The sequence below is a fragment of the Paenibacillus sp. P5_B5 genome, from assembly GCF_056400365.1.
This window is the reverse complement of sequence record NZ_JBFULK010000003.1, coordinates 269,552-290,811: the sequence shown is the minus strand read 5'-3', so window position 1 is coordinate 290,811 and position 21,260 is coordinate 269,552. Positions and strand designations below refer to the sequence as shown.

Annotated in this window: 24 protein-coding genes; 4 read left to right on the top strand and 20 right to left on the bottom strand. The window is 39.2% G+C overall.

Annotated features, from left to right (window positions below; all coding sequences use genetic code 11):
- The first annotated feature begins 27 nt into the window (after nt 1-27).
- On the top strand, nt 28-255 hold the full coding sequence (locus tag AC1DOK_RS06380; protein ID WP_477553405.1) for a hypothetical protein: 228 nt from the start codon (nt 28-30) through the stop codon (nt 253-255).
- A gap of 199 nt (nt 256-454) precedes the next feature.
- On the opposite strand, the gene AC1DOK_RS06375 is transcribed toward AC1DOK_RS06380, so the two are convergent.
- From AC1DOK_RS06375 to AC1DOK_RS06350, 6 genes are all read right to left on the bottom strand, one after another.
- Complete coding sequence (locus AC1DOK_RS06375) at nt 455-1,240, bottom strand: class I SAM-dependent methyltransferase (protein WP_477553404.1); 786 nt, start codon at nt 1,238-1,240, stop codon at nt 455-457.
- Nucleotides 1,241-1,523: 283 nt separating this feature from the next.
- The gene (locus AC1DOK_RS06370; protein ID WP_477553403.1) at nt 1,524-1,811 is read right to left on the bottom strand and encodes a hypothetical protein; all 288 of its coding nucleotides are present in this window, start codon (nt 1,809-1,811) and stop codon (nt 1,524-1,526) included.
- Nucleotides 1,812-1,842: 31 nt separating this feature from the next.
- Entirely contained in the window at nt 1,843-2,235 is a 393-nt protein-coding gene (locus tag AC1DOK_RS06365; RefSeq protein ID WP_477553402.1) for a GNAT family N-acetyltransferase, read from the bottom strand.
- A complete protein-coding gene (locus tag AC1DOK_RS06360) occupies nt 2,232-3,191 on the bottom strand; it encodes an MBL fold metallo-hydrolase (protein WP_477553401.1) in 960 nt (319 codons plus the stop codon). The genes AC1DOK_RS06365 and AC1DOK_RS06360 overlap by 4 nt, the downstream gene beginning before the upstream one ends.
- Before the next feature lie 344 nt (nt 3,192-3,535).
- Nucleotides 3,536-4,345 (bottom strand): ABC transporter permease subunit, encoded by an 810-nt coding sequence (locus tag AC1DOK_RS06355; RefSeq protein WP_477553400.1) that lies wholly within the window; start codon nt 4,343-4,345, stop codon nt 3,536-3,538.
- Nucleotides 4,342-5,229, bottom strand: coding sequence for an ABC transporter ATP-binding protein (locus AC1DOK_RS06350; RefSeq protein WP_477553399.1), 888 nt, complete (start codon nt 5,227-5,229; stop codon nt 4,342-4,344). The genes AC1DOK_RS06355 and AC1DOK_RS06350 overlap by 4 nt, the downstream gene beginning before the upstream one ends.
- Before the next feature lie 167 nt (nt 5,230-5,396).
- On the opposite strand from AC1DOK_RS06350, the gene AC1DOK_RS06345 reads away from it, so the two are divergent.
- Nucleotides 5,397-5,990, top strand: coding sequence for a TetR/AcrR family transcriptional regulator (locus AC1DOK_RS06345; RefSeq protein WP_477553398.1), 594 nt, complete (start codon nt 5,397-5,399; stop codon nt 5,988-5,990).
- Between the two features lie 352 nt (nt 5,991-6,342).
- On the opposite strand, the gene AC1DOK_RS06340 is transcribed toward AC1DOK_RS06345, so the two are convergent.
- The 7 genes from AC1DOK_RS06340 to AC1DOK_RS06310 form a co-directional block, all read right to left on the bottom strand.
- Entirely contained in the window at nt 6,343-6,645 is a 303-nt protein-coding gene (locus AC1DOK_RS06340; RefSeq protein ID WP_477553397.1) for a hypothetical protein, read from the bottom strand.
- A gap of 238 nt (nt 6,646-6,883) precedes the next feature.
- Nucleotides 6,884-7,612 carry an NAD-dependent protein deacylase gene (locus tag AC1DOK_RS06335; protein ID WP_477553396.1) on the bottom strand — a complete coding sequence of 243 codons (729 nt, stop codon included), beginning with the start codon at nt 7,610-7,612 and terminating at the stop codon, nt 6,884-6,886.
- Nucleotides 7,613-7,716: 104 nt separating this feature from the next.
- Nucleotides 7,717-8,592, bottom strand: coding sequence for a DegV family protein (locus tag AC1DOK_RS06330; protein ID WP_477553395.1), 876 nt, complete (start codon nt 8,590-8,592; stop codon nt 7,717-7,719).
- A gap of 130 nt (nt 8,593-8,722) precedes the next feature.
- Nucleotides 8,723-9,301, bottom strand: a complete 579-nt coding sequence (locus tag AC1DOK_RS06325; RefSeq protein WP_477553394.1) for a TetR/AcrR family transcriptional regulator — start codon at nt 9,299-9,301, stop codon at nt 8,723-8,725.
- A gap of 68 nt (nt 9,302-9,369) precedes the next feature.
- Nucleotides 9,370-10,371: an NAD-dependent epimerase/dehydratase family protein gene (locus AC1DOK_RS06320; RefSeq protein WP_477553393.1), complete on the bottom strand. Its 1,002-nt coding sequence runs from the start codon at nt 10,369-10,371 to the stop codon at nt 9,370-9,372.
- A gap of 184 nt (nt 10,372-10,555) precedes the next feature.
- The gene (locus AC1DOK_RS06315; RefSeq protein WP_477553392.1) at nt 10,556-11,350 is read right to left on the bottom strand and encodes a formate/nitrite transporter family protein; all 795 of its coding nucleotides are present in this window, start codon (nt 11,348-11,350) and stop codon (nt 10,556-10,558) included.
- A gap of 159 nt (nt 11,351-11,509) precedes the next feature.
- Nucleotides 11,510-12,775 carry a Glu/Leu/Phe/Val family dehydrogenase gene (locus tag AC1DOK_RS06310; RefSeq protein WP_477553391.1) on the bottom strand — a complete coding sequence of 422 codons (1,266 nt, stop codon included), beginning with the start codon at nt 12,773-12,775 and terminating at the stop codon, nt 11,510-11,512.
- 239 nt (nt 12,776-13,014) lie between these two features.
- Between AC1DOK_RS06310 and AC1DOK_RS06305 the strand changes: the two genes are divergently transcribed.
- On the top strand, nt 13,015-14,406 hold the full coding sequence (locus tag AC1DOK_RS06305; protein ID WP_477553390.1) for an MATE family efflux transporter: 1,392 nt from the start codon (nt 13,015-13,017) through the stop codon (nt 14,404-14,406).
- A gap of 132 nt (nt 14,407-14,538) precedes the next feature.
- On the opposite strand, the gene AC1DOK_RS06300 is transcribed toward AC1DOK_RS06305, so the two are convergent.
- From AC1DOK_RS06300 to AC1DOK_RS06285, 4 genes are all read right to left on the bottom strand, one after another.
- Nucleotides 14,539-15,324, bottom strand: coding sequence for a DUF4247 domain-containing protein (locus tag AC1DOK_RS06300; RefSeq protein ID WP_477553389.1), 786 nt, complete (start codon nt 15,322-15,324; stop codon nt 14,539-14,541).
- Nucleotides 15,325-15,339: 15 nt separating this feature from the next.
- A complete protein-coding gene (locus tag AC1DOK_RS06295) occupies nt 15,340-15,846 on the bottom strand; it encodes a DUF4178 domain-containing protein (protein WP_477553388.1) in 507 nt (168 codons plus the stop codon).
- A gap of 28 nt (nt 15,847-15,874) precedes the next feature.
- On the bottom strand, nt 15,875-16,288 hold the full coding sequence (locus tag AC1DOK_RS06290) for a DUF350 domain-containing protein (RefSeq protein ID WP_477553387.1): 414 nt from the start codon (nt 16,286-16,288) through the stop codon (nt 15,875-15,877).
- A 117-nt stretch (nt 16,289-16,405) separates the two neighbouring features.
- The gene (locus AC1DOK_RS06285) at nt 16,406-17,068 is read right to left on the bottom strand and encodes a PspA/IM30 family protein (protein ID WP_477553386.1); all 663 of its coding nucleotides are present in this window, start codon (nt 17,066-17,068) and stop codon (nt 16,406-16,408) included.
- Nucleotides 17,069-17,354: 286 nt separating this feature from the next.
- Between AC1DOK_RS06285 and AC1DOK_RS06280 the strand changes: the two genes are divergently transcribed.
- Complete coding sequence (locus AC1DOK_RS06280; RefSeq protein ID WP_477553385.1) at nt 17,355-18,137, top strand: YheC/YheD family protein; 783 nt, start codon at nt 17,355-17,357, stop codon at nt 18,135-18,137.
- A 65-nt stretch (nt 18,138-18,202) separates the two neighbouring features.
- On the opposite strand, the gene AC1DOK_RS06275 is transcribed toward AC1DOK_RS06280, so the two are convergent.
- The 3 genes from AC1DOK_RS06275 to pduL form a co-directional block, all read right to left on the bottom strand.
- Entirely contained in the window at nt 18,203-18,655 is a 453-nt protein-coding gene (locus AC1DOK_RS06275) for a YlbF/YmcA family competence regulator (RefSeq protein WP_477553384.1), read from the bottom strand.
- Between the two features lie 40 nt (nt 18,656-18,695).
- Nucleotides 18,696-20,285: a tRNA (N6-isopentenyl adenosine(37)-C2)-methylthiotransferase MiaB gene (gene miaB, locus AC1DOK_RS06270; protein ID WP_477553383.1), complete on the bottom strand. Its 1,590-nt coding sequence runs from the start codon at nt 20,283-20,285 to the stop codon at nt 18,696-18,698.
- A 267-nt stretch (nt 20,286-20,552) separates the two neighbouring features.
- Entirely contained in the window at nt 20,553-21,152 is a 600-nt protein-coding gene (gene pduL / locus AC1DOK_RS06265) for a phosphate propanoyltransferase (protein ID WP_477553382.1), read from the bottom strand.
- Nucleotides 21,153-21,260: the final 108 nt, after the last annotated feature.

Sequence of the window (21,260 nt, the reverse complement as noted above, 5' to 3'; positions counted from 1 at the left end):
ACTTATAGGAAGAGGTGTAATGTCATAGTGTCTATAATAGGGATACTTGCAGTTGTTGTTGTAATCATCGCAATTGATGTTCCCCGACTCTTGAAAACAAAATTAAAAAAAGAGTTATGGATATTTTCCTTTCTTCTGTTGTTTGGAACCGTATTTAGTATTGCTCAAGCCCTACATATGAACATCCCCACCCCATTGGATTGGATGATTACCGTTTACAAACCGGTTGCTGATCTATTTGAAACATGGCAATGATACGATCAACCAATACCATATTAATACAACAGACCAAGGAGCGTAAGCTATGCAGCGGGAACATGATGTTAGGTAATGTATTCGACTTCTTTGAAATGCTTACAAAATTCTAATTTAATTTTAATTCTATCTTTCAACACTTTCGCTTGTTTAGCATTTACAAAATCACTCGTTGTCTATTTAACTAAATTATTCAGCTTTAAGTTGCCGTTTTAGTTAACAACACCATCCACTCATCTATAGATATAGATACAATTTCCCCATCTTCCATAACGAGTTCGATATATTCCTTTATCTCAGGGTCTGCCTGTAAAACATGCTGTTTAACATGATTAACCTGGTCTTCGGATTCAGTGGTGCGTTCTACCCAGGTCAAAAATTCGAAAGTCTTTTTACGGACCCGACTGTTTCTCTCCTGAAACCCCGCTTCATTCATCCAAAATAGCCACTCTGCTTTGCTATAACAACGTACATGGCTGTAATCTCTTAATTTTTCAAGTTGGTTTACAAAAATATCAAGAGAATCCTTATCTGACGCAATATTGTCAATGAGAAGCAGCTTTCCCCCTGGCTTTAACACTCTCGCTGCTTCGAGGATAAACTGCTGAGGATTAGGAAAATGGTGAGCTGCGATTCTACAAGTAACAGCTTCAAACGAATGATCCAAGAATGGCAGATTCTCTGCATCAGCCACGACATACCAAACATTAGCTACATGCTGGTTCACATGCTCTTGTGCAGCGGCTAACATTTCTTTCGTCATATCTGTAGCGAATAACTGTGCAACATGTGGGGCAAGCTGTTTCGCTACATGACCCCCGCCCGTAGCAATGTCTAAGACTACCCAATTGTTCTTAGGCTCTAGCCATTCCGTCAATAGGGCAAGATCATTACTCTTAGCATGCGTTTCACTAATTACATATTTATCTGCATTTTTAGCAAACTGCTCCATGATCTGTTGTTTAACGTTATGTGTATTCAACATATGATCACCGCTCCTGTTGGTTTCAATAAATGAAACTTAGTTTCATATGGTAATATTATATGTGAACAATCTTCAAATTAACACCATTATCTAACAATACTTCGAACATTTTATAACTTCTGTATGACTTTACGTTCGAAAGAAAGAGCTCCGGCACCCTCACTCTACATAATATATTTTATGGAAAAATATACTTGTACTTCGGACTGTAAATACTAGAATTAATCCTATGATGGTTTAAAACTTCAAAAGAGGTATTGGCTTGGTCCCATACAAATATCCATTAATGAACTTCAAAGATATTGTGGTCCTGAGGAAAATATGGAATACCATAATTCATTAGATTGCTGGGCAATCTTATGGGATAGTGAGCATCCGAATAATTTAAGCAAATGGAGCCAATTGGATAATAGTTTGTAATCAACAAGAAGACAGCCAAAAGGCTGTCTTCTTGTTCGGTATCCCTTGCCAAAAAACGAGCTAACGCTATATCAGCTTGTAATAAAGAACCGTTGATTGCATCTCCCCATTTTTTACTAACAGCAATCCATAATAAATTATCCGGCCTCACAACACCTCTCCAGTAATCTCACCCTGCGTCATTAAAATACCCACTCCTCTCGTAATACACCCATCCGAATCGAATCGTAGTAGTGCCCATTATAAAACCGACATTTGCGCATACGGCCTTCCATTAACATGCCTAATTTCTCAGCAGTACGAACCATTCTTTCATTGCCTGACCATGTGGTAAGTCCAACTCTTACAAGAGGCATTGTTTGAAATAAATGACTTATCCATAAACGTAAAGCCTCTGTGCCATAACCCGAACTCCAATAAGCTGATTTATAGATGACAATTCCAACTTCTAACCACTTAGACGACAATTTCCATTCAGGATTTGGATCTCCATAAATTAGTTGCCACATGATCGGATAATCTGCCTGTTGTATACTGCGAAGCGTCATTCTATCGCCTGTTAGGATGGTTGTCATACTGTCATCTTCCGTTCATACATAAAACGTAGATTATTATAGAAAAATTGATCCACCTTCCATTCGACAAATTCAAGTGGTATCGGAGTACTATTTAATGCTTCTACGGCTTGTCCACTCACAATATGAGAATCTACAATATGGAATAATTGCTGTAAATAATCTTTGAGCTTATTTGCTGCTTCGAAAGTACCTACTTGTCCATGGCCTGGAACGAGTTTCTTAATTGGTAGCTCACTAATTTCATCTAACACTACTATCCAGTGTTCAGGATCTCCATTCAACATCATCGGGTGATTATCAACAAGAACTGTATCAGCAGCAAAGAGAATTTGATCGTTTGGTATGTAAAGAATAGTGTCATCTATAGTATGAGCAGCCCCAACAGATCGTAGTTCAACATAGCGTTTAGTACCATGCAATGTAAGCTTCGTATCAAACAGTAAGCTTGGTAGCGTCAACTTAAGGGTTGGCAGTGAAAGAACGATCTCTTGTATCCCTGAGATTTCATCTGCAATAACAAGCTTACTTTGCTCATCTGGAGCAGCTTCAAGCTTCTCCCTTAAGGAAGTAATGTAGGACTCTATTTCCAGCAACCCGTCTATTTGCTTTTGGATGCGTTCTGGATGAATACTCTTCATAAGTTCGTAGGTGGTATTCGTTGCAATGATAGTTGAATCCTCAAAAACTTGGTTCCCACGAATATGATCCCCGTGCCAATGACTATTAACAACATATTGAGGAGCCCTATCTGTTAACTCACCAGCTGCTTTACGAAGGTCAAGTGCCGCTTGCTGTGTATTAAACGTATCAAATATTAAAGTTGCATTACCTAGATCTACTATCCCCGCATTACCTACTGACCCAGTCCCTTTAATCGCAATTGCTGCATAAACGCCATCACTTATTTGTTCTAGATCAAAATGCTTGGAGTTACTATATTTTAGATTATTCAATTTTTTAATCTCCTTCAAAATCGCCATCTACTTGGCATATCAATTTAACTTTACCAAATGAAAATACACATGGATAGACTTATTTTTTATCTGTTGAGGAGCATAGAGATGCAAAATGTCATTGATGGTTTAAATTATTGGATAAGAACAACCATATGTTATTGGATCTTATCAGCAAGAACAATGGGTAGGATTACAGGATTATCTAGAACAAATGGAACGGGAACATCATTCTAAAAATCACGTCTTCAAATAAAATGAATCGCAAAAAAACACCAAGCCATTTATGGACTTGGTGATTGTGTTTTTGCACGTTAATCATGAATACACATCATGCGCAGATGTTATAAAGGCAGGTCGCGTTTACGAAATAGAACAATAGCTAGACCGAATGAAACCAATCCGATAGCGGAAAGTATGATGGAGGTTACAAGTATATCTCCACTGCCGTTTATAATTTCACCCGGCTTATATAAGGAGAAGATTGAGAAGTATTTTGTCCAATCGAGCTTATCGCTGAATTTACCAAGGAGATCCAAACTGAAGAACCCAAAAGTAATCAATCCGGAAATGCCAAGCGCCTTCCTCTCGTCATTGCAAAGAGAGGACACGAGGAAGGCGATGCCGCCGACAGCAAAGAATAGCAAGAACGCAGAGATATTCATCTGCATGAATTTGGATGTATCAAACTCGTAGTCAGCTCCTAGAAACCAAACGTTTCCTGCAAACCCGGCGATGGTCGTGACGGCTATGATCAGGAATAGTCCGGTTGTCAAAACAGTTGCTTGCGTGAAAGCAACTTTCCCTCTAGTCGTCGGGGTCGACAAAATATAAGCCATGGAGCCTTGATCCACTAGTTTAGCCATGAGCTGAGTCGATAACTGGACACATAGGATCGCGAGGATGAGAACGAGAATTAATCCGTAGTATTCCCCCGAGATGAATGCCTCTGCAGTGCCAAAGCCGTTAAGACCAAAGGCTTTCCCAACTCCTGCCGGCATAGACTGAACCAGCTCGTCTATGGCTTTGGAGCTTTTGGCGATACCGGGATATAACCAGAACATAAGTAGGATATAAAATGCAGACCCAAATGCGTAGTTCATGAAGCCTTTCATGTTGACTTTCATCATCTGCTTATATAAGGTAGCATTCATTTCATCATCCCCTTCCGATCGTAGTAATCCATAAATATATCTTCTAAGTTCTGAGTAAAGATATCGATATTGCGCACCTTGTACTTTGACGTTTCTTCCACAAATTTATCATAATTGCCTAGAACGGCAACTCTCACCCGATTCCCTTCGTGCGATTCAATTAGTAAACCGGAATTCAGGAATGATTTCGCATCTGCTTGGTTATCAAAGGTGACTTCGAACAGCTTTCGCTGCATGGATTGCAGTTCATGGATATCCTTGATGGCAATGATAATGCCGTCCTTGATTATGGCAGCACGGTCGCAGGTCCTCTCAATTTCCGGAAAACTGTGTGATGACATCAGGAATGTTTTCCCTCTGGCCTTCTCCTCCAGCACAATTTCAATAAATACCTTCTGCATAAGCGGATCAAGACCGGATGTTGGTTCATCCAGAACAATCACTTCTGGGTCATGCATGAATGCGGCTACGATCCCCACCTTTTGTTTCATACCTTTGGACATTTTGCGGATGGGTGTATGAACGTCGAACTGCAGGCGGTCGATTAAGCGAGTGCGCTTGGACAGATCTTTGATTCCCTGCATGTTAGCCATGAAATCCAAGAACGTCTTCCCCGTCATCCCTTCAATAAAAGATATTTCTCCCGGTAAGTACCCGACATAGGATTGGACTTTCCCCTGCTCTTTCCATGTATCTAGTCCATGCACCTTCACATTCCCATTGTCCGCCTTCATGAAGCCCATGATATGCCGAATCGTTGTAGACTTCCCCGCTCCGTTCGGTCCCAAAAAGCCGAAAACTTCACCTTTCTTCACCGAAAAAGATACGTCGAATATTCCTTTCCCGTTCGAGAATGTCTTCGTTAAATGTTCAACGATTATCACACTGACACCTCCAATAATTAAAAAAAAAATGAAATATCCGTAATATAATATTTCATATATATGCTATACTATGCTCAGGTAGCTGTTTAGTCAATCATTTTATGAAATATATTTATATAATTATTTCATTAAATTAATTATATTCTATAAAGTTAGGGTGAACGAAGATGAATGGTTTCGAGAAAAGGGCCAACCTAATTAAAGAGAAAATTATGAAAACCACCTTGAACATACTCCGGACAACAGATCTTAAGAGGGTTCGGATCACTGATATTTCTAAGTTGGCTAAAGTTTCGCAGGTCACGATCTATAATTATTTCGGAAGCAAGGAAGCACTGCTCCGTGAAGTATTCAAGAACTACGTTAACAAGTCCATTCGCGATTTTGAGGAATATATGAACGAGGGACATTCGTTAAAGGAAAAGATCGAGCATATCATCCTTCTGAAGAAAGAATCCTTTAATGAATTCCCACCTAGCCTGATTAAAGAACTATTAATCGAAGATCACGAGCTAACCCGTTATATCGAAGAGCAATACAAAGAAAGAACGATCCCTTTGACTGTTCGGATCATTCAGGAAGGAAAAGATAGCGGTGAGATTTCGGACGACGTTTCCATTGATCATGTCCTGGCCTTTATTCAACTGTATATGAATCAGTATGAATCGATACTGGCAATGGCTGAGCAAAGTGGGAACATAGATAAATTTCTGGAGGGTATGGTCCATATGTTCTTTTACGGAATTTGCGGAAAACCATAAGAAAGGGAGGTTGATTCGTATTACAAATTGTAGAGGGCTATGGATCAGAGTTATTCGTTATATTGTAGAAAAATTAGCTGGTGCAGGCTTTTCGTATTTTTTACTTGCACTTCTCTTTTTGTTAATGTCTTTTGATATGTTCAAGTTTGTGGATCAATTCAGGAACACAAATTTGGTGCTAATTATATACGGATATGGTATGGCCTGTTCATTGTTCATTGATCTAATTACTTATCGAATTTCGAAATTCAAGAATAGAGTTCAATTAGTTCTTTAGCAAGCAAAAAAAGATACTACATAAGCAAATACGAGATTGCTTACATAGTATCCTTTATGTATTCAATAATTAAGATTATGACACTTTATACGGTACTGTTACGATGGGACCCTTCTGTCCGCTTGTACTCGTTGCATGAAACCGAGTTGTATAATTTCCTGCTGGAGCTTCGTGCGGAATTTTGAATTGAAGACGATAGCGTCCGTCCCCTAAATCTTGAAAAATTTGAAATATACCATATTCTATTACTGTAAATACCACATTCTTCACTGGCTCAGTTGCTCCGCTTAAATTAGCTACAATCACCAGATTATCTCCTCTACGTCCTTGATCTGTTGGTTCTACATTTACACTTAAGTCATAATTAAATTCGGACATTACGTACACTTCCTCTTCGAAATAATTATTCTGACTAGTCAGTATATTAACAATGTAAGCGTAAACTATGATTCTGTCAATAAAGGAAAATACTACAAAAAAACATCAAGTGATCTACACTTGATGTTTTTGAAATAAACTTTAGATACTTCTTCCAATGACCTCTTCGTAGGTTGGAAGTACCGCAACAGCCCCTACTTTGGTACAAACAATGGCACCTACCTGGTTGGCCAAACTACTACTTCACAAGTGCATCTAACACTTTGCCAACACTATCATGAATAATATAATTAGCGCGACCATCATAAGGTGTTGCTTCTTTATTAATGAGTATTAGTTTATTGCCTCGATAATAACGAATCAGCCCTGCAGCTGGGTTAACAGTGAGTGAAGTTCCTCCAATAATCAATACCTCAGCATCTGATATGAATTGTAAGGATTGCTCAAGTACATCTGAATCCAAAGCTTCTTCATATAAAACAACGTCTGGTTTAATGATTCCATCACATACCTTGCAATGGGGTACAATAGACTCACTAGCAATTACATAGGTCAAATCATAGAATTCTCCACAATCCATACAATGATTCCGATGTACGGAACCATGAAGTTCCATAACACGATGACTACCAGCGATCTGATGAAGTCCGTCGATATTTTGCGTAATGACGGATTTTAACTGGTCTCTACGCTCAAACTCCACTAGTGCATGATGAGTTTTATTCGGCTTCGCATGCGGGTAAACCATCTTGCTTTTATAAAAGGAATAGAAATCCTCCGTATGACTCTTAAAGAACGAATAACTTAACATAACCTCTGGAGGATATGCAGATCCCTTCGTATCTTTATATAAACCTGCAGCGGATCTAAAATCAGGGATATCACTTTCCGTCGATGTACCCGCTCCACCGAAAAATACGATATTTTGACTTGCCTTAACGAGTTCCTTTAGCTGATTCATATCCATATCTGTGACCTCTCTTTGTTTAGTTAATACAAATATACCTCAATCTATCCTATAGATACATATTATAAAAGCATCTAACCCTCATCAGATTAGATGCTCTCTTATTAATTCTTTTTGTTTCCCATGAAAACTAATCCAATAATACCCGCACCCGTATGAGTCCCAATGATCGGTCCTATGGAGCTGATAATGATTTCTTTAACGATATTTTTCTCTTGAATTAGCTCTGCCAGCTTCTCAGCATTCTCTAGATTATCACCATGTCCGATAATGACAGTTTGATTGTGTAAATCTACGCCTTCTTCAAGCATATGCTCTAGTAACACTTCGAGAGATTTCTTCTTACCCCTCACTTTAGTGACAGTAATCAAACGTCCTTCATGGTCTACACTCAAAACAGGTCTGATTTTCAAGGTAGATCCTATTAAAGCTTCTACAGACGTAATTCTTCCTCCACGTTTGAGATGATTCAAGTCTTCCACAGTGAACCAGTGACGCACATGATCTTTATTTTGTTCAATCCATTCCTGCAATTCATCCATATTCATGCCCTCTTGCTTTTTGTGCGCAGCATGATATACAAGAAGTCCTTCGCCAATTGATGCAGCAATAGAATCGATACTTACAATCATTCTTTCCGGATATTCTTCTAGAAGATCTCTTATGATAATCTGTGAAGTATTATAAGTACCACTTAATCCTGAAGAAAAAGCAATATATAGAATATCTTTACCCGCTTTAAGGATCTTTTCAAAAAATTCTCTATAAATACCATAATTAATTTGAGTAGTTTTGGATGTCTTTCCTTGTCTTAGATTATCATAGAACTCAGGAAAGCTCATTTCTCTTTCATCTGGATAATGCATGTAGCTCTGATCATCCAAATCAAAACTCATAGGTATGACTGAAACACCTATATGATCAAGTAGCTCTGACGGTAGGTCTGCTGTCGAATCTGTAACAATAACGTATTCTGGCACGTATAGTAATCCTCCTGATCTCTTTTATGCAAAAAAAGCGTAGTGTAGTTTAGAGATAGATAAATACCATTTTAACACTACCAAAATCGATCGTATATGCACAGAACATTACTTTTGTGTAAAATCTGCTCTATTGTTCTCTTGCTGCAAATCGTTCAAGCGCTTGCCTCATTGAACCTTCTACTGTGATTAATACTTGTTCAGTTATATGGTCAGGGTCCTCTTTCATACCATTTCGTAACCAATGACTCACAATCCCAACAAGTGAGATCGTATAATAATGGGCCACAAAATCCTTATCCTTCAATTGCACGTTCAAATCACAAGATATTTCATTTACAATTTCTCTAGTAACACGATATGTTACTGCGTACATATACTTTTCCAAATGTTCTCGTTCAAGAGAACATAAAGCACTTAATAAAAATTTACCTTCATTAGTTAAGTAGTTAAATAAGTGCAACAATCCTTCTCTCCAATTATGATAACTATTATAAATTTCTAACTGATTCAGGGCATCTTCTTTGTAAACCCACTCTAATAGCTCATAAATATCTCGGAAATGATAATAAAAGGTTCGTCTATTTAATTGACACTCATTTACAATCTCTTGAATCGTAATTCTCTCTAAAGGTTTATTATTCATGTGTTTTTTTAACGCATAACCTAGTAAAACTTTGGTTTTATGACTAGGAGGAAGTTCTTCCAAGATATATCCCCCCTTCTTTATGAAACTCAAAAATCAACTTCAAATTCCATTTTATATTACTCAAGTATTTAATCAATTTCAAGATATTTATGTAACAGCTCTCGCTCTTTACCCGCGTCTAATCCTGCTTTTCGCTTCATACTAATGTCCCTCGCTTTATCCCATTCGACTGTATCTTGAATCGTTTCACTTAAAGGACGAAATGCAAGTCCTACCTCAACTGCTTTCCGATTACTGACCTGTTGAAAATAAGCCATATCCGCATGATCTTCTGTTGCTGGTATCCATAAAGGCATTTCCATCCAAGCGCCAACTCCCTGTTCAACTAAGTATGTATCTTCGATCCATATGAGTTCAGCGTTACTTTGTGATGTTTGTATACAAGTCTCCAGTAAATCCTTCATTGTCAGCAATTGATCTGGTCCCGTAGCCTGATAAACACCCGTTTGTTTCACTTCTACCATCGTGATAATCCAATTCGCTAAGTCACGCACATCAATAAATTGTATAAGAGTATCTGGATTCCCTGGAGCAAGTACTTTACCCCCTTGGTCAATACGAACAGGCCAATAGGTGAATCGATCCGACGGATCTCTTGGTCCTACAATCAAGCCAGGGCGAATAATCAAAGCTTTATTAGGCATTATTTCTTCAACGATTTGTTCACATCGTGCTTTCAAGGGTCCATACCATTCGGCCACATTCTCCGATAATTCATCGTCTAACTGAGCAACTGGAGCTGTCTCATCCATTTGCGGCAAAGTGAAATCCTGATAGACCGAGATGCTCGAAATGAATGTATAATGATCCGTAGCATCGCGCAATAAAATTACCGAGTCACGTACAACCCGCGGTACATAACCAGATGTGTCAATTATTGCATCCCAGCGTCTTCCTTCTAAGGCTTGCAGGTTCCCATCACGATCACCAACTAATCGTTCAACCTCTGGAAATACATTCGGCTCACTCTTCCCACGCGTAAATATCGTCACCTCATGACCGTTACGTAGTGCCGCTTCAACTAGGTGATAACCAAGAAATAACGTTCCTCCCAAAATTAAGATCCGCATCCATCATTCCCCCTTTATAATGTAGTTTATTATAAGAACCACTAGGGAGCAATCCACCTATTTATATATAACAAAAAGGGTTCGAGATCATTCATTACGAATCCATCTCTAGCCCTTTTATGAATCAAACCTTATTCAATTAACTTCTATTCAAAGGATACGAACTGCATTCTCATAATTACATTTATTTCATGTCTATTGCTTTATCAGCTTTGGGTAGGTAAGCAAGCTTATAAATACCAGCAACAAATATAGCGCCACCAGTTAAATTACCTAGGAAAACCGGTGCAAAGTTCTGTAAATAATCAAGCCATGTCATATCTGCTCCGGCAAATATAGCTGCAGGTATAACGAACATATTCGCAACAACGTGCTGAAAACCGATCGCAACGAATGCCATAGTCGGGAACCAGATGCCAAGAATTTTACCACTTAAATCATTAGCTCCATAGGATAACCAAACTGCTAGAGCGACAAGCCAGTTACACCCAATGCCAGAAATAAATGCTTGTAAGAAGGAATCATGAATTTTATGCTCGGCAATGCTAATCGTTTTCTCCAAAAAAGGCCCTGTTTCGGTAAGTCCCACAATATGTCCGAAGAAGTAAGCAACGAACAGCGCTCCTGCAAAGTTACTAATTGTGACTAATACAATGTTTTTTGTCATTTGCATGGTTGATATTTTACGCTGCATACGTGCTAACGGCACAGCCATCATATTACCAGTTAATAATTCTCCACCCGCAATAAGCACAAGTATAAGTCCTACCGGGAATAACGATGCACCTATAAAGGTCGTCATGCTTCCCCATTCCGCAGGTGTATTAGCTATCACCCGAATATAGAGTAAATAACCAAGTGCGATAAAAGCACCCGCTGCAAATCCCAAGACTAGCACGCTTTGTGTAGATTGCGTTGCCTTTTTAGTCCCATTCTCAACTGTTATTTCTGCAATTTGCTGAGGTTTGTGGTAAGCCATCAAGCAACCCCCCTGTTCGTAATCGAAAATCAATATAACATCACTATTATAAATTAACATCATTAATAATAATGTGAAATAAATTACATATTAAACAAAAAAGAAATCCGTATCAAATGGATATGGATTTCTCATAAGTATATTTATAATTACTTTATCTTAAACCCAGCCGCGTGCGATTAATGCTTCAGAAATACGTTTAAGAGAGATCATGAATGCTGCTGTACGAAGATCTGTATTGTACTCTTTGGACAAGGTACGAACTGCAGCATAAGCATTCTTCATAGAAACTTCTAGCTTCTCGTTAACTTCTTCTTCACTCCAGTAGTAGTTCATTAGGTTCTGTACCCATTCGAAGTAAGAAACCGTTACACCACCAGCGTTAGCAAGAATATCAGGAATTACGATAATTCCTTTGTTATTCAGAACTTTGTCTGCCTCTGGAGTTGTTGGACCATTAGCTGCTTCAGCGATGATTTTTGCTTGAATACGATCTGCATTTGAAGAAGTGATTACGTTCTCAAGTGCCGCAGGAACTAAGATATCCACTTTAAGCTCAAGAATTTGTTCTGCACTAATTTCATATTCTTTACCGTAGTCGATTAATGAACCATTATCTTTGCAAGCTGTTAATTTCTTAACATCAAGACCATTCTTATTATAAAGCGCGGTTTTGGAATCAGATACTGCTACAATGTTGCAACCAATTTCGGATAACAATTCAGCAGCAATGCGGCCAGCGTTACCAAATCCTTGAATAGCTACTGTTGCTTCGCTTGGAGCAAGACCGATTTCTTTAAGCGCTTCTTGAATCGTGAACACGCAACCACGTGCTGTTGCTTCGTTACGACCCTTGGATCCACCAAGGATTAGTGGCTTACCAGTAATAACGCCTGGTTGGTTAGAACCTTTAAGACGGCTGTATGTATCCATCATCCATGCCATCGTTTGTGCATTCGTATAAACGTCTGGTGCAGGAATATCGCGGTCAGGTCCAATAATATCAGCAATAGCTTCGATATAAGCACGACTGACGCGCTCAAGCTCACCTTTGCTCATTTTCGTTGGGTCACAAATTACCCCACCTTTACCACCGCCGTACGGTAATCCTACTACGCCACATTTAAAGCTCATCCACATGGATAACGCTTTAACTTCATCTAGAGATACTTGTGGGTGAAAACGAATACCACCTTTAGTTGGTCCAATCGCATCACTATGTTGTGAGCGATAGCCTTCAAATACTTGACAAGTACCATCATCCATTTTTACTGGAAAGTTTACTGTGAGTACACGTTTTGGTTTTTTTAGCACCTCAACAATATGTTTAGGTAAGCTAAGTTTGGCAGCTGCTAGCTCCACTTGTATTTGAGCAATTTCATATGGGTTAAGTGATTCTTGTTGTGTAGCGTTTACAGTTGTCATAGTCTCATCATCCTTCTCTATCTTTTGTTAAGTATTCTAACATAATATATTTTAAAAGAAAATACAAAATCAATTAATGTTTTTTATTGGAGTGAAAAATACTTTTGCAGTAAAGCGCTAAAACGACACAACATAGAATAACTAATGATATATGGTAACTGATGTTTTATGCATTGTCTGTGTTATAATTTACAGGCAGCATCAAGAGCTTCAGATCATATAATTAACAAAGGAGAGCCATGAAACAGACCTTTACTATTAAGCAAAAGATACAGCAATTGCTTGTTATCTTACTCCCCATTCTTGTCACTCAATTAGCCCTTTTCTCCATGAGTTTCTTTGACACAACGATGTCTGGTCATGCGAGTCCAATTGATTTAGCCGGAGTTGCCATTGGCACAAGCATCTGGATGCCGGTCAACACCGGCCTTACGGGTATTCTATTAGCAGTTACCCCGATCATCGCTCAGCTCATTGGCGCTAAGCGTAAGGAACAGATTCCTTTTAAGATCATGCAAGCCCTTTATTTAGCGATAACAATCGCTGTCATTATCATCATTATTGGAGCCTTTGCACTATCTCCACTATTAAATACGATGAATCTAGAACAAGGGGTATACGATGTTGCGAAACATTTCTTAATAGCCATCTCACTTGGAATTGTCCCCCTATTTTCATACACTGTATTGCGCTGTTTTATCGATGCACATGGATTTACTCGTATTACGATGTTTATCACGCTAGTAACTTTGCCTGTCAATGTTTTGCTAAATTACTTGCTTATTTTCGGTAAATTCGGGTTTCCGAAGCTTGGAGGAGTTGGTTCAGGCTACGCCTCAGCAATTACATATTGGATTATTCTTCTGATCACGGTCTACTTTATTTGGAAGAAAGAACCCTTTATAGAATTACGTGTTTTCAGCAAATTACATCGCCTTTCACTTCAGACATGGAAAGAATTATTAAAACTCGGCGTACCTGTAGGCTTTGCTATCTTTTTTGAAACTGGCATTTTCGCTGCAGTAACCCTGATGATGAGTCAATTCAATACGATTACCATAGCTGCTCACCAAGCTGCTATGAACTTTGCATCTTTCTTGTATATGGTGCCACTTAGCATTTCGATGGGTCTTACGATTATGATTGGCCATGAGGTCGGTGCTAAGCGATATAAGGATGCCAAAATCTATAGTTATCTTGGAATAGGATTAGCGGTTTCATTATCCCTTCTATGTGCAGCTGGTTTGTTCATGTTCAGTGAACAGGTTGCAGGCTTCTATACAACCAATGATACCGTATTAGCTCTTGCTCAGCAGTTCCTCGTATTCGCAGTCTTCTTCCAACTGTCTGATGCAATTGCTGCACCGATCCAAGGGGCTCTACGCGGCTATAAAGATGTTAATTTTACCTTGATCATGGCATTCATATCCTATTGGATTATTAGCCTACCTCTAGGCTATATATTAGCTAATTACACATCATTACAAGCGTTCGGCTATTGGATTGGACTTATTTCTGGTCTTGGCATTGGGGCCATTGGTCTATTAGGGCGTTTGATCCGTTTACAACGTAAACAAGAGCGACTCACACCTGTTAAACCAACTGAAAGTAAACGTATAAGTAACTCATAATACCCAAAAGGCGCTATACCTCTTGCCGTACATTAGTACGATCAAGAAGTATAGCGCCTTTATACTTGCATAACTTTATACTGATATATCTTTATGCTTTACCTATATGTGTAATCGTTCATTCGAAGTTCATCATCTTCGCCTTGAGACCTTCCCCGTTTTCACCTTTGTCTTAGGGACACTGACTTTAGCTGGCTTCTTGGTGACTGAAGATGATTTCTTACTGCTTGAGCTACTCGAATTACTAGAATTGCTCGAGCTACCCTTATCCCGAATAATTTTACCAGTAATTCCACCTGAATCACTCGATTTCGTATCTTTCACTGATTCAGACTTCTTGCTTGTAGAACCAGTACTGCCACTGTTACGTTTCGTAATCGATCCCGTTTTATTTACCGTTATCGGTGGTTTAGCCTTCTTATCTTGCTCTGTTGGCTTGGTATAAACCGTCTTTGGCTGATACGTATCACGTGAGTTATAACCACGATATTTGCCCGATCCCATTGATCCTAAGGAATCAAAGATCGAACCAATAATAGATGCGGTTAGATACCCTTTCAGAAAATCAGAGGAATAATTGTTCTTCACATATTGCTTGGAACTGATTTCAATCAGGGAGTCTTCTGGTTTGGCTGTATCCTTTTGGACATGATAAATCTCATCATTGTAAACTAGGAACATACGCTCCGTATCTTCCTTGGAAATTTCCTTCGGTTTCTTCTCCTCGGCTATTTCCTTTGCAACCTCTGGTACGGTCTGATTCGCTGCGCGATACACATAAGAAGTTTCGTTGCCGTTCTTATTGACCGATTCTAGCGGAAAAGACTCGCTGACAGAATAAGTACATGCCGCAAGCAGTGGAATAATAAGGCTCACGACAAGCAAACATTTTAAACTGTATAAGAGCCGTTTAGCCACGTGATCACCTCACCTTTAAGTTCCTCGAATCACTTTAACGTCAGCATTCAAGATCCATTCACCTTCATATAGCATGAATCGTCCATCCTGCCACTCAATTCGAAGCAGCCTGGAGGAATCAGATTGGTACTGCCAAACATGTTGTTCTCCAACTTGTTGAAATGGCGTTCTACCATTTACTTGAACAAACCCGGAATACTGTTCTTCCAAATGATAGATTTCATCATCTAGCTCCATAGAGGTCGGAACTTCATCAGGGGAGTCCAGTCTGCCATCAATTGGTGTATATAATGAATAAACGAGTCTCTCTCGCTCTTCGATATGCAAGTAACGAATCGTATTGCCGTCTTGCAAGGTCAGAACGACAGCATTACGTTGTTTATTATGCAAGCGGCCTGTCACTTGGTAGGTTACAAGAGACACTTCACAAATGTCACCCGCTCCAAGCTGCAGCATACTTTTCTCTACAATTGGTGCTTCAGGCTTAGCTAGAATATTCTTAATACGCTTAAACAAACTCATTGCATAGTCTCCTTCATTAAAGTTGTCATTAGCTGATATAAGTTGCACCTACGATGATTAATGCACCGACCATATGCAAAGAACCAGCAATTAAACCATATGTGACTTTACCATCATGTGTACCTTCAACTAGCTTCATGCCAGTAATCAGTGATAGTAATAAACGAACGATTAATTCTAGTACTAATAAAATGAGGAATGCAATAAACGAGAATAGCAGCCCTGCCCACAAATCGTTAAATACACTGATCGATTCGGAAAGGATGTAACCTTGAGCAAATAGCTTCATGACAAATCTTAGTGTCACTGCCATATTGCCTTTTTTCATTTCTTCAAAATCTTTATAACGTGTTATTAACGAGTCAATCGTCATTAATACAAATAAAAGTACAGCCCCAGCACCTGCCCATACGAGCGTGCCAAGTACGACCGTCCATGCCATATCTGTTCCTCCCTAAGGCTAATAATACTTTCGGATAACATATAAATTCGATATCACGCAAAAAGAGAAACGTCCTAAGACGCTCTCTTCCTGCATGCAATAACCTCTTTATGCGTTTTATTCGTATTTTTTCATTAGGGCAGCAAGCTCATCATCGACAGCTTTGTTTGATCCTAATTTAGCGATCTCATCATCTAACGAAGCATCTTTCGCTGCAAGCTCGTTGCTTGCTTCAGCTTGAGCTTCCATTTGCATCATTTTTTCTTCCATGCGCTTAAGTCCATTAGCAGCCGTGTCGGAGCCTAAACCACTCATCGCTTTATTGATCTCATTTTGTGCTTTGGCAGCATTAAAACGAGCAACAAGCGTTTCACGTTTGTTCTTCATATCTACTAGCTGCTTACGCATTTCATCAAGTTTAGCACGCAGGTTATTTGCAGCTGTTTTGTTCTGATCGTACGCTGTTTTGTATTCAGCCATTTTCGCTTCTGCTGATTTCTTCTCTTCCAGCGCACGACGAGCTAAATCAATATTTTGTGCTTGAGCAGCAATATTGGCTTGCTCTTCACGTTTCTTCACAAGCGCTTCTTGCTCTTCGTACAAGGCTTTGAATTTCTTCTCAATCGCGATCTGTGCAGCTACTGCCTTCTCTGCATCCTCTAAATCTTCTTGCATATCACGTAAGTACTGATCAGTCATTTTGATTGGATCTTCTGCTTTTTCAATAAGGGAATAAATGTTAGACATTGTTAAATCTCTAAAACGTTTAAAAATAGACATATATGGTTTCCTCCTCGAGAAATGGTTTCATAACTGTAATACGCAACATGAAAAACTAAGTTTCAAAAGTATTCTACTTTATATCATTATTTTAGCATCATTTACCAAAGCTGTGTACTGGATATGATATAAAAAAACCGGAGCGCAATAAATGCGTATCCGGATTATCAATTGTTTTGAATAAATTAAGGCATGTATGTGCCAGAGCCCGGTCCAATTTCCCATCCCATGAATATCCAAATAATGAGCATGAAATTAACAATCTGATGAGGGGGGGCACCATTTAATGCAGAGCAAACTAAAAAGCTATATTCCAAGCAAATGGGAAAAAACGATTGTGTTAAACAGACATTCCAATATTCGCCGCTACATTCCCGAGACTGCTCTTTTTACGACTCATAAAACCAGACAATTGCTTAAACGCTACAAAGTCATGTTTATTAAGCCTGATACAGGTTCCAAAGGTATAGGGATCGTTCAAGCACTACAACAATCGAGCCATCATAAACAGCCCTTCCACTTAAAATGGAAAACAAAGAAAAAATCATTCCGTACCGCCGCACACATGTTCAAACAATTAGACAAACAAATGACTAAACGTAAATATATTGTGCAAAAAGGAGTTCGTTTACTAGAAAGAGATGGAAGGCCTTTTGATTTTCGTGTCATGATTCAGCGGAATAAAGATGGTAAGTGGGAAGGAAGCGGTGTTATAGGGAGACTCGCTCAGCGCAACAAAATTGTAACCAATGGCGCTCAGGGAGCTAGTTTACATTCGATCCACGAGCTGCTTGAACCTTATTTAACAGAGAATGAAATTGATGGATATATTAGCTTTTTATATTACTTAGGCACACAAGCGAGTAAGCAAATCCGAACTGCATTTCCTGATGTGTGGGAGATTGGGATGGATATTGGGATCGATAAGAATCTAAAGCCTTGGATCATTGAAGTGAATACACGTCCTGAATATGAACCCCTATCTAAGCTTCAAGACCAGACCATTTATCGCCGTTTATTACGTAATTGGAAACACGCCCGTGAACTAGGTTATAAGCGCTATAAATAGCAAAAGATCGATCGCCATTTGAACAACTCTGAAGGAATCGATCTTTTGCTCATTCTTAAACGTTCTTAAATACCACATTTAGAGGATGAGTCCTCTTCTGTCCCAGCTTCAACACTAATTTTATCAGAGATCGTATCTCGAATGATCCCCATAACCAGCTGGAGCATGTAATTAATATCCTCTTGTGATTGCTTGAATTCATTTACAATTGGTACTGAATCAAGCTCATCTTGTAGTTGATCGATTTCGTTCTCAATCTTCTGTACCATTTGTGAGTTCTGGAACGACTTGAACGCAACAATTTCTTTTTGTTTTTTCTTAATTTTATTAATTAATTGTTGAATACCTTCATTACTTGAGATTTGCTTCTCCGCTTGTTGAAAAAATTGAATTTCAGTAGATGTTGTTAATAGCTCTGCTAACTCTTTTGTTTTAGCCATGATATCTTCACGGATTACGAATTCAACATTCGTATGATGCTCTATCGGACAAGGTTCTAGCTCATTGTGGTTCGACATATTCATACACTCTCCCAGTTTGATCGAAATAATCGACAGTTTAGATAGTCATTTTTATTGCTTCCTCTACTTGATCCCCTTTAAGGAAGTAGGTTTTGGCTTCTGTAATTCGCACATTAACGAATGAACCGATGAGTGTTCTCGATCCGGTAAAGTGGACTAGCTTATTCGACCGAGTTCTACCCGAAAGTACATTAACATCATACTTACTATCGCCTTCAACAAGCACTTCAAGCACTTCGCCAATCAACTTATCATTGTTTTGTTTGCTATATTCACCTATTGCATCATTCAGGCGATATAAGCGCTGTTTCTTCGTTTCCATTGGGACATCATCTACCATAGATGCGGCAGGTGTTCCTTCTCGCGGTGAGTAGATGAACGTAAACGCCATATCAAAACCAACTTGTCTTACAAGTGACATCGTCTCTTCAAACTGCTCGTCCGTTTCCCCAGGAAAGCCTACGATAATGTCGGTAGACAGGACTGCATCTGGAATTGCTTCGCGGATTTGGTCAACAAGTTGAAGATACCGCTCACGTGTATATTTACGTCCCATTTTCTTCAGCACATCCGAGCTACCTGATTGAACAGGTAAATGAATATGCTCCATTAGATTACCTTTTTTAGCCAAAACTTCAACAAGTCGATCATCAAAATCACGGGGATGTGATGTCATGAATCGAATCCGAGGAACATCGATCTTATGAATGTCATCCATCAAATCGCCAAACGTATATTCCAAATCATCAAAATCTTTACCATAGGCGTTCACATTCTGACCAAGCAAAGTTATCTCCTTGAAGCCTTGCCGCGCGAGATCCCGTACCTCTGCTAGAACATCCTGAGGTCTGCGACTACGCTCCTTACCACGTGTATAAGGTACAATGCAGTACGTACAGAACTTATCACAACCATACATGATATTTACCCATGCACGCATACCTTCTCGCTTATGCGGTAAGTTCTCAACAATGTCGCCCTCTTTAGACCACACTTCAACGACCATTTCTTTGGAGAAATAAGCTTCCTGTAATAGACGTGGCAATCGATGTATATTGTGTGTACCGAAGATCATATCAACGAATACATGCTTCTGAAGAATTCGGCTAACTACGCCCTCTTCCTGTGACATACAACCGCATACCCCAAGGATAAGACCTGGTTTTTGTGTTTTGAGCGTTTTGAGATGTCCTAACTCACCGAACACTTTATCTTCTGCATTCTCACGAATCGCACAAGTGTTAAGTAGAATCACATCCGCCTGTTTTCTGTCCTCTGTCGGCTGATAACCCATTTGCTCGAGCAAGCCTTTCATCGTCTCAGAATCATGTTCATTCATTTGGCAGCCAAATGTATAAACTAAATAAAACTTACCTTTTCCGAGTTCCCTCAGCTCTTCCAAAACTGCATTTTCATAAAAAACTTGAATGTCTTCTCTGCCCCTGCGCTTCTCGTCTTTATGAGATGGCTGACTCTTAATTTGAACTTCACGTCCGCCAATCCGATACTTCTTACCGTTCTCATCCTCAGCAAGTAATTTAGCACCTGAGAAATCAAAGTATTTGGAGTAGTCCTTAGCACCCTTGACGGATTTTAAGTCCGTTGAGTCACTTGCCTCCTTCTTCATTCTGTAATCACATCCCTCTATGTTTATAAACAATTATCTTTATAGTCAATACAAAATTATATCATACTGAGACACCGTATTTCTATCTACTGAAAAAGGCAATATACGCACAAAACTTGATGAATTAAAAACAATTCAGATTTTTATGAGTGAAAATCAGGTTTGATCGTAAGGACAATCCGTTCACGCAGCGTTCATCTTGCGACACTATAAATAAAACTCCCCTAAATTATAGAGGAGTTTCGTATAACGAAGTGAATGAATCGATTACCCGATAATTTCTGCCATTTGACCGGTTCTTACACCAGCAGCATTGCCTTCATCCGTGTCGATATGCATATCAAGTGCAAAGGAATCCGATACACGAGCAATTACATCGTCAAAAGTTAAAGGACGGAGGCCATTAAGTTTTACTTTTAATACTTGCTTATCTTGAATGCCCCACTTAGCTGCATCTGAAGTGTGGAAATGAATGTGACGAGCAGCTACAATTACACCTTTGTCAAGTTCAACTTCACCCTTAGGTCCTGTTAGCTTCACGCCAGGTGTTCCTTCGATATGACCTGATTCACGTACTGGAGCTGGGATACCAAGCTTCATCGTATCAGTCATCGCAACTTCAAGTTGTGATTCTTTACGAGCTGGACCGAGAATACGAACCTTGTCGAAACCACCTTTAGGACCGGATACTGCTACAGTTTCTTCAGCTGCAAACTGTCCTGGTTGCGTAAGATCCTTCATCACTTTAAGCTCATATCCTGCACCGAATAAGATGTCAATATGTTCCTGTGATAAGTGAATATGTCTAGCTGAAATGCCGATTGGTACTAATTTGCTCTCTGAATTCGTTACTTGTTCATTATTCATGTGTTTGTCCCATCCTTCATTATGCGAGTACAGTATGATATGTCTACTTCATTTTATAAAAAACGAGCCTCAAAGTAAACCCATAGTCATATTAAGACAACATAGAAA

Coding starts and splice junctions, on each gene's coding strand:
- AC1DOK_RS06375 (WP_477553404.1), bottom strand. CDS start 1,240: ATGTTGAATACACATAACGTTAAACAACAGATCATGGAGCAGTTTGCT.
- AC1DOK_RS06315 (WP_477553392.1), bottom strand. CDS start 11,350: ATGGCTTACCACAAACCTCAGCAAATTGCAGAAATAACAGTTGAGAAT.
- AC1DOK_RS06345 (WP_477553398.1), top strand. CDS start 5,397: ATGAATGGTTTCGAGAAAAGGGCCAACCTAATTAAAGAGAAAATTATG.
- pduL (WP_477553382.1), bottom strand. CDS start 21,152: ATGAATAATGAACAAGTAACGAATTCAGAGAGCAAATTAGTACCAATC.
- AC1DOK_RS06305 (WP_477553390.1), top strand. CDS start 13,015: ATGAAACAGACCTTTACTATTAAGCAAAAGATACAGCAATTGCTTGTT.
- AC1DOK_RS06335 (WP_477553396.1), bottom strand. CDS start 7,612: ATGGATATGAATCAGCTAAAGGAACTCGTTAAGGCAAGTCAAAATATC.
- AC1DOK_RS06340 (WP_477553397.1), bottom strand. CDS start 6,645: ATGTCCGAATTTAATTATGACTTAAGTGTAAATGTAGAACCAACAGAT.
- AC1DOK_RS06365 (WP_477553402.1), bottom strand. CDS start 2,235: ATGACAACCATCCTAACAGGCGATAGAATGACGCTTCGCAGTATACAA.
- AC1DOK_RS06285 (WP_477553386.1), bottom strand. CDS start 17,068: ATGTCTATTTTTAAACGTTTTAGAGATTTAACAATGTCTAACATTTAT.
- AC1DOK_RS06290 (WP_477553387.1), bottom strand. CDS start 16,288: ATGGCATGGACGGTCGTACTTGGCACGCTCGTATGGGCAGGTGCTGGG.
- AC1DOK_RS06310 (WP_477553391.1), bottom strand. CDS start 12,775: ATGACAACTGTAAACGCTACACAACAAGAATCACTTAACCCATATGAA.
- AC1DOK_RS06320 (WP_477553393.1), bottom strand. CDS start 10,371: ATGCGGATCTTAATTTTGGGAGGAACGTTATTTCTTGGTTATCACCTA.
- AC1DOK_RS06275 (WP_477553384.1), bottom strand. CDS start 18,655: ATGTCGAACCACAATGAGCTAGAACCTTGTCCGATAGAGCATCATACG.
- AC1DOK_RS06295 (WP_477553388.1), bottom strand. CDS start 15,846: ATGAGTTTGTTTAAGCGTATTAAGAATATTCTAGCTAAGCCTGAAGCA.
- miaB (WP_477553383.1), bottom strand. CDS start 20,285: ATGAAGAAGGAGGCAAGTGACTCAACGGACTTAAAATCCGTCAAGGGT.
- AC1DOK_RS06280 (WP_477553385.1), top strand. CDS start 17,355: ATGCAGAGCAAACTAAAAAGCTATATTCCAAGCAAATGGGAAAAAACG.
- AC1DOK_RS06355 (WP_477553400.1), bottom strand. CDS start 4,345: ATGAATGCTACCTTATATAAGCAGATGATGAAAGTCAACATGAAAGGC.